The organism is Achromobacter sp. 1011811831, from assembly GCF_059760905.1.
In genome coordinates, this window is sequence record NZ_JCBANG010000087.1 from 18,015 (window position 1) to 27,625 (window position 9,611).

Sequence of the window (9,611 nt, forward strand, 5' to 3'; positions counted from 1 at the left end):
ATCGCTAGGCCAGCCAGCGCTTGCGGCGGCGGTAGAACTTGTTGTCGCGGAAGCTCTTGCGCTCGCCGCTGGAAATGCCAAGGTAGAACTCCTTCACGTCCTCGTTCTGCGCCAGGTCGGCGGCGGCGCCATCCATCATGACGCGGCCGTTTTCCAGGATGTAGCCGTAGTCGGCGTAGCGCAGCGCGATGTTGGTGTTCTGCTCGGCCAACAGGAAGCTGACGCGCTCGCGCTGGTTCAGGTCGCGCACGATCTCGAAGATCTCTTCCACGATCTGCGGCGCCAGCCCCATGGACGGCTCGTCCAGCAGGATCATGTTGGGATTGGCCATCAGCGCGCGGCCGATGGCGGTCATCTGCTGCTCGCCGCCCGAGGTGTAGCCGGCCTGGCTGGCGCGGCGCTGCTTCAGGCGCGGGAAATACTGGTACACCCGCTCCAGCGCGGCGGCGGTGTCGCCACGGCTCATGCTGCGCGTATAGGCGCCGGTGAGCAGGTTCTCTTCGATGGTCAGGTGGGCGAAGCAGTGCCGGCCTTCCATCACCTGCACCACGCCGCGCTTGACCAGCTCGGCGGGCGACAGCTTCTCGATGCGCTGGTCGCGGTATTGGATATGACCCTTGGTCACATCGCCGCGCTCGCCCTTGAGCAGGTTGGAAATGGCGCGCAGGGTCGTGGTCTTGCCCGCCCCGTTGGCGCCCAGCAGCGCCACGATGCGGCCTTCCGGCACCTGCAGGGACACGCCCTTGAGCACCAGGATGACGTGGTTGTAGATCACCTCGATGCCGTTCACGTCGAGCAGCACCTTGGGCGTGTCCGCGGCGGCGGCGTTGGCAGTATTGGCGGCGGTCATGATCGTTCCTGCTGCGTGGTGGCGGCCGCCCCGCGTAGGGCTGGCCGCCGGTTCATACGAAAGCTGCGAAGTCGTTGTTCACACATCCGGCTGCGTGCGGCCGGAATCACACGGGCACTGCGAAACTGGAAAGCCGTCCGACAGCAGGACCTCGATGGAGACAACCCGGCACGTTCAAAAGGTGCTCCACAATCGGGGCCGCCGCGGATCCGGCTTTGCCGGTCCGCGCCCGCGGCGCCCCCTGGGGGGAGGCGCCGCAGGCGCTTCGGGGGGGGATTTACCCTTCACACTTTCTGGGGGTGATGTTCTTTTCCTTGGCGTACTTCGCCGCGGCTTCCGTCACCATCGGATCCAGGATGGTCTTGTCGGCCTGGTACCAGTCCGAGACCACCTTGAACTTCGCGCCGTCCCACTGCACGATGCGGGCCCAGTCATCACCCTTGTGATTGGTGCACGAGGTCTTGACCGGACGCATGATCTGGCCGAAGCCCAGCTGGTTCAGCCGTTCCTGGGTCAGGTTCAGGTTCTCGAAGCCCCAGCGCACCTGGTCCGGCGTGAGCGCCTTGCCCTTGCCGAACTTTTCCTGCGCGGTGCGGATCGCCTCGACCTGCATCATCGAGATCATCATGCCGCGCGTGTGGGCGATGGTGCCCAGCGTGGTGTTGCCCGATTTGTCGGAGCCCTGGCCCTTGTCGTAGACGTGCTTCTTCAGATCGTCATAGACCTTGTCGTGGTCGGCGCCGCTGTTGTGGATGGTGATGGCGTTGTAGCCCTTGGCGACTTCGCCCAGGTCCTTGACGTCGCCTTCCGAGCCGGCCCACCAGATCGCGTACATCTTGTCGCGCGGATAGCCGCTGGCCTGGGCTTCGCGGATGGCGGTCGGCGTCATGATGCCGGCGCTCCACAGCAGCACGTAGGCGGGACGCGCCTGGCGGATCTGCAGCCAGGTGGACTTCTGTTCCACGCCCGGCGCGGTCACCGGATACAGCAGCAGCTCGAAGCCTTCCTTGGCCGCGCGCTTCTGCAAGAGCGGGATCGGTTCCTTGCCGTACGGCGAGTCGTGGTAGACCAGGGCGATCTTCTTGCCCTTGAGCTTGGCCATGCCGCCTTCTTTCTTGGCGATGTCCTGGATCATCACGTCGGCCGCCGTCCAGTAGGTGCCCAGCAGCGGGAAGTTCCACTCGAACACGCTGCCGTCGACCGACTGCGACAGGCCGTAGCCCATGGTCTCGACCGGCACCTTGTCGACGATGGCCTTGTCGCTGACCGCGAAGGTGATGCCGGTGGATTGCGTATCGAAGCCCGACGCGCCCGTGCCCTTGCTCTTCAGGCGTTCATAGCATTCCACGCCACGGTCGGTGGCGTAGGCGGTCTCGCACTCTTCGTACGTGATCTTGACGCCGTTGACGCCGCCGTCGCGCTCATTGACCAGCTTCAGGTAGTCCAGCTTGCCGTCGGCCCAGGGGATGCCCAGGGGCGCGAAGGAACCCGTGCGGTACACCAGCAGCGGAACGAACTGCTCTTCCGCCGCCATCGCGGGGGTGGCCACGGCGCCGACGGCGCCGGCCGCGGCCATCACGGCCGCCGCCAACTTCAGGTTAAGACGCTTCATCTCCATTTACCTCCTGCGTGGTGCTTGGGGCTTAGACCCTGGGACACCGGGATTGGCCCGGTCTGGAGCCGGGTATTCAGGCTGCCTCGGCGCGGGCTCATGGCGCCGCGCCGGGCAATGATCAATACAGACGTGTTGCGATACCTGCGATTTCGCAGCGGATCCCGCCCCTAGTGGGGGAAGGGCCAGATGCGCAGTTTCTCCTTGCCGATGCTCCACAGCCGCGCCAGCCCGTGCGGCTCGGCGATGAGGAAGAACACGATCAGCGCGCCGAACACCATGTGCTCGACGTGGGCGGCGGTATCCACCGACAGCGGCAGGCCCAGCATGTGCGGGATGTTGCTCAGCGCCACCGGCACCAGCACGATGAAGGCCGCGCCGAAGAAGCTGCCGATGATCGAGCCCAGGCCGCCGATGATGACCATGAACAGCAGCTGGAACGAGCGGCTCAGGTCGAAGGCCAGCGGTTCCCAGGAACCCAGGTGGATGTAGCCCCACAGCGCGCCGGCCACGCCGACGATGAAGGAGCTGACCGCGAAGGCGGTGAGCTTGGCGTACATGGGCCGGATGCCGATGACGGAAGCGGCCACGTCCATGTCGCGGATCGCCATCCACTGGCGGCCGATGGCGCCGCGCACCAGGTTCTTGGCCAGCAGGCTGAACACCGCCACCAGGATCAGCACGAACAGGTACTTTTCCATAGCGCTCTGCACCGGCAGGCCGAAGGCGGTCAGCTGCGGCACCGAGACGTTGCCCGAGGACGAGTAGTTGGTGAAGAACGGGATGCGCAGGAAGGCCCAGTCCACGAAGAACTGCGCCGCCAGCGTGGCCACCGCCAGGTACAGGCCGCGTATGCGCAGGCTGGGAATGCCGAAGATCACGCCCACGATGGTGGCGAAGCAGCCTCCCAGCAGGATCTGCACGATCAGCGGCATGCCGGGAAAGCGCACGCCGAAGTTCCAGGCCGCGTAGGCGCCCACCGCCATGAAGGCGCCGGTGCCCAGCGAGATCTGGCCGCAGTAGCCCACCAGGATGTTCAGGCCGACGGCGGCCAGCGACAGGATCAGGAAGGGAATGAGGATGGCGCGCAGCAGGTAGTCGCTGGCCAGCGCCGGGACGGCGATGAAGGCGACCGCCAGCAGCAGCCCGATGAAGATGCGGTCCTGGCGGATCGGGAAGATCTGCTGGTCGGCGCGATAGCTGGTCTTGAATTGGCCGTTTTCGCGGTAGAACATGGTTTCTTATCCTCTGCTAGTCGGCTAGACGCGGTCGATGATCTTCTCGCCGAACAGCCCTTGCGGACGGAACAGCAGGAACACCAGCGCCAGCACATAGGCGAACCAGATCTCGATGCCGCCGCCCACCAGCGACCCCAGGTAGACCTCGGACAGCTTCTCGCCCACGCCGATGATCAGGCCGCCCAGGATGGCGCCCGGCACGGACGTCAGGCCGCCCAGGATCACCACCGGCAGCGCCCGCAGCGCGGCCGTGGACAGCGTGAACTGCACGCCGAACTTAGAGCCCCAGATGATGCCGGCCACCAGCGCCACCAGGCCGGCCACGCTCCACACGATGACCCAGATGCGGTTCAGAGGGATGCCGATGGACTGCGCCGCCTGGTGGTCGTCGGCCACCGCGCGCAGCGCGCGGCCGGTGGAGGTGAACTGGAAGAACAGCGCCAGCGCGGCCACCAGCAGCGCGGCGATGACCGCCGCCGTCAGGTCTTCAAGGTTGATCAGCAGGCCGCCCTCGAACATCGAATCCAGGATCATCAGCGGATCCTTGGGCATGCCCACGTTGATCGAGTACACCGAGCTGCCGAAGGTGATCTGGCCCAGGCCGTCCAGGAAGTAGCTGATGCCCAGCGTGGCCATCAGCAGCGTGGTGGCTTCCTGGTTGACCAGGTGGCGCAGCACGAAGCGCTCGATGGCGACGGCCAGCAGGAACATGACCGCCGCGCTGGCGATGAAGGCCAGCACGTTGGCCAGGATCATGTTGTCAAAGCCCAGCCAGCGCGGGAACCACTCCGAGAAGCGGGCCATGGATAGCGCGGCCACCAGCACCATCGCGCCCTGCGCGAAGTTGAAGACGCCGGACGCCTTGAAGATCAGCACGAAGCCCAGGCCGATCAGCGCGTACAGCATGCCGCTCATCAGGCCGCCGAATAAGGTCTCTAGAAAAAATCCCATGATTTCCGCCTCAGTGCGACACGCCCAGATAGGCTCTGATTACATCTTCGTTGGCCCGGACCTCATCCGGCTTGCCGTCGCCGATCTTCTTGCCGTAGTCCAGCACCACGACGCGGTCGGAGATGTCCATGACCACGCCCATGTCGTGCTCGATCAGCACGATGGTGGTGCCGAACTCGTCGTTGACGTCGAGGATGAAGCGGCTCATGTCCTGCTTTTCCTCGATGTTCATGCCGGCCATCGGCTCGTCCAGCAGCAGCAGGCGCGGCTCCATCGCCAGCGCGCGGCCCAGGTCCACGCGCTTTTGCAGGCCGTAGGGCAGGCGGCCCACCGGCGTCTTGCGGTAGGCCTGGATCTCCAGGAAGTCGATGATGTTCTCGACGAATTCGCGGTGCTGGATTTCCTCGCGCTCGGCCCGGCCCAGGCGGAAGGCCTGGGACAGCAGCCCGCACTTCATGCGCAGGTTGCGGCCGGTCATGATGTTGTCCAGCACGCTCATGCCCTTGAACAGCGCCAGGTTCTGGAAGGTGCGGGCGATGCCCATTTCGGCGGCGCGGCGCGGGTTCATGCGCGAGAAGCGCTCGCCCCGGAACGAGATGCCGCCCTGCTGCGGCGTGTAGACGCCGTTGATGACGTTGAGCATCGAGCTCTTGCCGGCGCCGTTGGGGCCGATGATGGCGCGGATCTCGTGCTCGCGCACATTGAAAGAGATGTCCGTCAGCGCTTTCACGCCGCCGAAGGACAGGGAAATGTTCTGCATGTCCAGCATCACGTCGCCGATGCGCTGGTCGCGGTCGATGTCGCTCATGTTTCTGACCTTCAGGCGGCTCGGGCGGTGACGGGGGGGAACTTCTTGACCGGACGGATTTTCAGGTCGGCCGAGATCTTGCCGACGCGACCGTCCTCGAATTTCACTTCGGTCTCGATGAACTGCGACGGCTTTTCGTCGAACAGCGCGTCGATCAGCACGCCGTACTTCTGCGCGATGAAGGCGCGGCGCACCTTGCGGGTGCGGGTCAGTTCGTCGTCGTCCGGGTCCAGCTCCTTGTGCAGGATCAGGAAGCGGCTGACCTGCGAGGCGCACAGCTTGGGATCGCTGGCCAGGTCGGCGTTGACCTGCTCGACGCAGTCGGCGATCAATTGGTAGACCTCGTCCTTGCTGGCCAGGTCGGTGTAGCCGGCGTAGGGCATGCCGCGACGCTCGGCCCAGTTGCCCACGGCTTCCAGGTCGATGTTGATGAAGGCGCAGACGTCCTCGCGGTCGGCGCCGAAGGCCACGGCTTCCTTGATGTGCGGGAAGAACTTGAGCTTGTTCTCGATGTACTTGGGCGCGAACAGGCTGCCGTCGGCGAGCTTGCCCACGTCCTTGGCGCGGTCGATGATCTTGAGCTGGCCGTCGGTGTCCAGGTAGCCGGCGTCGCCGGTGCGGAACCAGCCATCGCTGCTGTGCGCTTCCTCGGTGGCGGCGCTGTTGCGGTAGTACTCCTTGAACAGGCCGGGGCTCTTGACCAGGATCTCGCCGTTGTCGGCCACGCGGATCTCCACGCCGGCCACGGGCGGGCCGACGGTGTCGTCGCGCACCTGGCCGTCGGGCTGCACGCAGACGAACACGGAGGTCTCGGTGGAACCGTACAGCTGCTTCAGGTTGATGCCGATGGAGCGGTAGAACACGAACAGGTCCGGGCCGATGGCCTCGCCCGCCGTGTAGGCCACGCGCACGCGGCTCATGCCCAGCGCGTTGCGCAGCGGGCCGTAGATCAGCGCATTGCCCAGCGCGTAGCGCAGCCGGTCCCAGGGGCCGACGGATTCACCGTCCAGGATCCGGGTGCCGACGCGGCGCGCCAGCTTCATGCAGGCATGGAACAGCTTGCGCTTGAGGACGCCGGCATCTTCCATGCGGATCATCACATGCGTCAGCAGCCCTTCCAGCACGCGCGGCGGCGCGAAGTAGTAGGTGGGGCCGATGTCGCGCATGTCGATGGAGACGGTGTCGGGCGACTCGGGATGGTTGACCGTGAAGCCGGTGACCAGCAGCTGCGTGTACGAGAACATGTTCTGGCCGATCCAGGCCGGCGGCAGGTAGGCCAGCACGTCTTCGCGGTCGGTCAGCTGCTCCATGTCGGACACGGCGCGGGCGCGGTCGATCAGCGCATGGTGCGTGAGCACTACGCCCTTGGGCTTGCCGGTGGTGCCGGACGTGTAGAACATGGCCGCCGGATCATGCGGCTTGACGGCGGCGACGGCGCGGGCGAAGAAATCGGGATGTTGCGCGGCGTATTCCTGGCCCAGCGCTTCCAGCTGCTCATAGGACATCAGCATGGGGTCGGCGTAGTGGCGCAGGCCGCGCGGATCGTCGTACACCACGCGCTGCAATGCCGGGCACTGTTCGCGCACCTCCAGCATCTTGTCGACCTGTTCCTGGTCCTCGACCACCGCGACGCTGACCTCGGCGTCCTGCAGCACATAGACCATTTCCTGCGCGACGGCGTCCTGGTACAGCGGCACGGGAATCGCGCCCAGCGATTGCGCGGCCATCATGGCCATGTAGAGACGCGGGCGGTTCTCGCCGATGACGGCCACGTGCATGCCGGGCCGGATGCCGGAAGCGGCCAGGCCGTGCGCGACCTGGCGCACGTGCTCGGCGACCTGCGACCAGGTCAGCGTCTGCCAGATGCCGAGGTCTTTTTCCCGTATCGCGGGCCGCGTCCCGCGTTGCTGTGCATGCGCGAGCAGCAGCGCCGGGAAAGTGTCCGACGCGGCCGGCATCGATGCGGATGCGGGCGAAGAATGTGCCACGTTGTCTCCTCCGGTTTGGGCGCAAGGGCCGGATGCCGAGTAGGCGACCGGGACAGAGCGCTTGACCAGTTGGTTTTAGATTTACGGCAGGAGTTAAGGTATAAGGTTGGGTTGCCGCCAACTGTCACCATCGCGACATTCAAGGAACTTTTAGGGTATTCCCGATGCAGCTATCCGACTCCCTGCAACTCGCCGCGGCCTGGTTCCGCGTGCTCGACGACGAGCAGAAGTCGCGGGTCGAGCGGGACCTTACCGTGCAGCAGGCGAGCGCCGGGTCGATCATAGAGCGCAAGGGCGAACTCGCCCAGGCCTGGATCGGCGTGCTGGGCGGCCTGGTGAAAGTGTCAGTGGGCAATGCCGAGGGCAAGGTCGCCTCGCTGACCGGCGTGCCGGCCGGCGGCTGGATCGGCGAGGGCTCGCTGCTCAAGCGCGAAGTCCGCAAATATGACATCGTCGCGCTGCGCGATTCGGTGGTGGCGCGGCTGCCGGCGGCCACGTTCGACTGGCTGCTGGACACCAGCATCCCGTTCAACCGTTATCTGCTGCATCAATTGAACGAGCGCGTGGCGCAGTTCATCGGCAAGGCCGAGTACGACCGCCTGCTGGATCCGGACGCGCGCGTGGCGCGCTGCCTGGCCGAGCTGTTCAACCCGCTGCTGTACCCGGGCATGGGCATGCGGCTGGCCATCACCCAGGAAGAAGTCGGCTACCTGGCGCGCGTGTCGCGCCAGCGCGCCAACCAGGCTTTGCGCAAGCTGGAAGAGGCGGGGCTGCTCACCGTGGAATATGGTGCGGTGCGGGTGCTGGACCTGGATGGCTTGAAACAGTACGGTTCGGACCGCGAGGCGGTCGAGGGCGAGACGGCGGCCTGACGCGACGGCGCCGCGAGGCGGCGACGGCCTGGCGCTGGCAGGCTGAAGTGGCTTCGGGGTTGGCGCGGACGAGGCCCGCGCCGCGATGCGCCAGGCCATGAAAAGGAAAATGCCGCGGACGAGTGTTGACATTAAATAGCGCGCTATTTAATATTGCGCCATGAAATCCCGATCCAAGTCCCTCGCCAAGCCGGCCAAAGGCGCGTTCAATCCGCTGCTGCTCGACAGCCAGCTGTGCTTCGCGCTGTATTCGACCTCGCTGGCGATGAACAAGGTCTACCGCAAGTTGCTCGGAGGGCTGGACCTGACCTATCCCCAGTACCTGGTCATGCTGGTGCTGTGGGAAGGCGACGGGATCACGGTCACGGACATCGGCGAACGCCTGTTCCTGGATTCGGCCACGCTGACGCCGCTGCTCAAGCGGCTGGAAGCGGCAGGGCTGGTGAGCCGCAACCGCGCCCAGGCCGACGAGCGCCAGGTGATCGTGGCGCTGACGCGCCAGGGCCGCGAGCTGCGGGAACGCGCCGAGGCCGTGCCGCATGCCATCGCCGCCGCCGCGCAATGCTCGCTGGACGAGGCGCAGGACACGATGCGGGCGCTGCACGGCCTGCGCGAGAAGTTGGTCGCCAGCCTGTGATGACGTTGCAGTGAAAGGGAGGTACAACAGGTGTTCGATTTCGTTTTATAAGTAGTGCGCGATATAGTCGTTTACTACTGATTTGATCGCGCCGGGCCGCACAGGCGGTCCGGCGCCCTGCGGTCCAGGCAGTGCTCCGCCGATGTGGAATCCTTCCCCGGCGGCTTCGTTTTCCACTTGAACAGGGAACCCATCATGTCCATCGAAAAAGTCCTCTACCGTGCCAGCGCCACCGCCACCGGAGGCCGCGAAGGCCGTGGCGTCAGCGACGACGGCGCGCTCGACGTCAAGCTGACCACTCCGCGCGAGCTGGGCGGCGCCGGCAACGCCGGCACCAACCCCGAGCAGCTGTTCGCCGTGGGCTACTCGGCCTGCTTCCTGGGCGCGATGAAGTTCGTCGGCGGCCGCGACAAGATCGCCATTCCGTCGGACGTGTCGGTCAACGGCGTCGTGGGCATCGGCCCCATCCCGACCGGCTTCGGCATCGAAGTCGAGCTGAAGATCTCGCTGCCGGGCATGGACCGCGCCCAGGCCGAAAAGCTGGTGGCCGCCGCCCACATCGTCTGCCCGTACTCGAACGCCACGCGCGGCAACATCGACGTAACGCTCACGATCGTCTAAGCGCCGCAACAGTAAAAAGGGCGGGCCCCGCAAG

The 9,611-nt window shown here is 65.7% G+C and carries 9 protein-coding genes; 3 read left to right on the top strand and 6 right to left on the bottom strand.

The window, feature by feature from the left end; translation table 11 throughout:
- Positions 1–4: 4 nt before the first annotated feature.
- The 6 genes from AC6LJ9_RS25070 to AC6LJ9_RS25095 form a co-directional block, all read right to left on the bottom strand.
- Complete coding sequence (locus AC6LJ9_RS25070; RefSeq protein ID WP_103271535.1) at positions 5–850, bottom strand: ABC transporter ATP-binding protein; 846 nt, start codon at positions 848–850, stop codon at positions 5–7.
- Positions 851–1,127: 277 nt separating this feature from the next.
- Positions 1,128–2,468 carry an ABC transporter substrate-binding protein gene (locus tag AC6LJ9_RS25075; protein ID WP_498149627.1) on the bottom strand — a complete coding sequence of 447 codons (1,341 nt, stop codon included), beginning with the start codon at positions 2,466–2,468 and terminating at the stop codon, positions 1,128–1,130.
- Positions 2,469–2,632: 164 nt separating this feature from the next.
- Positions 2,633–3,697 (bottom strand): branched-chain amino acid ABC transporter permease, encoded by a 1,065-nt coding sequence (locus AC6LJ9_RS25080; protein WP_212313599.1) that lies wholly within the window; start codon positions 3,695–3,697, stop codon positions 2,633–2,635.
- Positions 3,698–3,721: 24 nt separating this feature from the next.
- Positions 3,722–4,651: a branched-chain amino acid ABC transporter permease gene (locus AC6LJ9_RS25085; RefSeq protein WP_103271532.1), complete on the bottom strand. Its 930-nt coding sequence runs from the start codon at positions 4,649–4,651 to the stop codon at positions 3,722–3,724.
- 10 nt (positions 4,652–4,661) lie between these two features.
- On the bottom strand, positions 4,662–5,459 hold the full coding sequence (locus AC6LJ9_RS25090; protein WP_212313598.1) for an ABC transporter ATP-binding protein: 798 nt from the start codon (positions 5,457–5,459) through the stop codon (positions 4,662–4,664).
- 11 nt (positions 5,460–5,470) lie between these two features.
- Complete coding sequence (locus tag AC6LJ9_RS25095) at positions 5,471–7,447, bottom strand: AMP-dependent synthetase/ligase (protein WP_498149628.1); 1,977 nt, start codon at positions 7,445–7,447, stop codon at positions 5,471–5,473.
- A 164-nt stretch (positions 7,448–7,611) separates the two neighbouring features.
- Between AC6LJ9_RS25095 and AC6LJ9_RS25100 the strand changes: the two genes are divergently transcribed.
- From AC6LJ9_RS25100 to AC6LJ9_RS25110, 3 genes are all read left to right on the top strand, one after another.
- On the top strand, positions 7,612–8,319 hold the full coding sequence (locus AC6LJ9_RS25100; protein ID WP_498149629.1) for a Crp/Fnr family transcriptional regulator: 708 nt from the start codon (positions 7,612–7,614) through the stop codon (positions 8,317–8,319).
- Positions 8,320–8,479: 160 nt separating this feature from the next.
- Positions 8,480–8,956, top strand: coding sequence for a MarR family winged helix-turn-helix transcriptional regulator (locus tag AC6LJ9_RS25105; RefSeq protein ID WP_392411367.1), 477 nt, complete (start codon positions 8,480–8,482; stop codon positions 8,954–8,956).
- A gap of 195 nt (positions 8,957–9,151) precedes the next feature.
- On the top strand, positions 9,152–9,577 hold the full coding sequence (locus AC6LJ9_RS25110) for an organic hydroperoxide resistance protein (protein WP_103276239.1): 426 nt from the start codon (positions 9,152–9,154) through the stop codon (positions 9,575–9,577).
- The last annotated feature ends 34 nt before the right edge of the window (positions 9,578–9,611 follow it).

Bases quoted from the DNA above. Each gene is read 5' to 3' on its own strand.
- AC6LJ9_RS25070 (WP_103271535.1), bottom strand. From the start codon at position 850: ATGACCGCCGCCAATACTGCCAACGCCGCCGCCGCGGACACGCCCAAG.
- AC6LJ9_RS25075 (WP_498149627.1), bottom strand. From the start codon at position 2,468: ATGGAGATGAAGCGTCTTAACCTGAAGTTGGCGGCGGCCGTGATGGCC.
- AC6LJ9_RS25080 (WP_212313599.1), bottom strand. From the start codon at position 3,697: ATGTTCTACCGCGAAAACGGCCAATTCAAGACCAGCTATCGCGCCGAC.
- AC6LJ9_RS25085 (WP_103271532.1), bottom strand. From the start codon at position 4,651: ATGGGATTTTTTCTAGAGACCTTATTCGGCGGCCTGATGAGCGGCATG.
- AC6LJ9_RS25090 (WP_212313598.1), bottom strand. From the start codon at position 5,459: ATGAGCGACATCGACCGCGACCAGCGCATCGGCGACGTGATGCTGGAC.
- AC6LJ9_RS25100 (WP_498149629.1), top strand. From the start codon at position 7,612: ATGCAGCTATCCGACTCCCTGCAACTCGCCGCGGCCTGGTTCCGCGTG.
- AC6LJ9_RS25105 (WP_392411367.1), top strand. From the start codon at position 8,480: ATGAAATCCCGATCCAAGTCCCTCGCCAAGCCGGCCAAAGGCGCGTTC.
- AC6LJ9_RS25110 (WP_103276239.1), top strand. From the start codon at position 9,152: ATGTCCATCGAAAAAGTCCTCTACCGTGCCAGCGCCACCGCCACCGGA.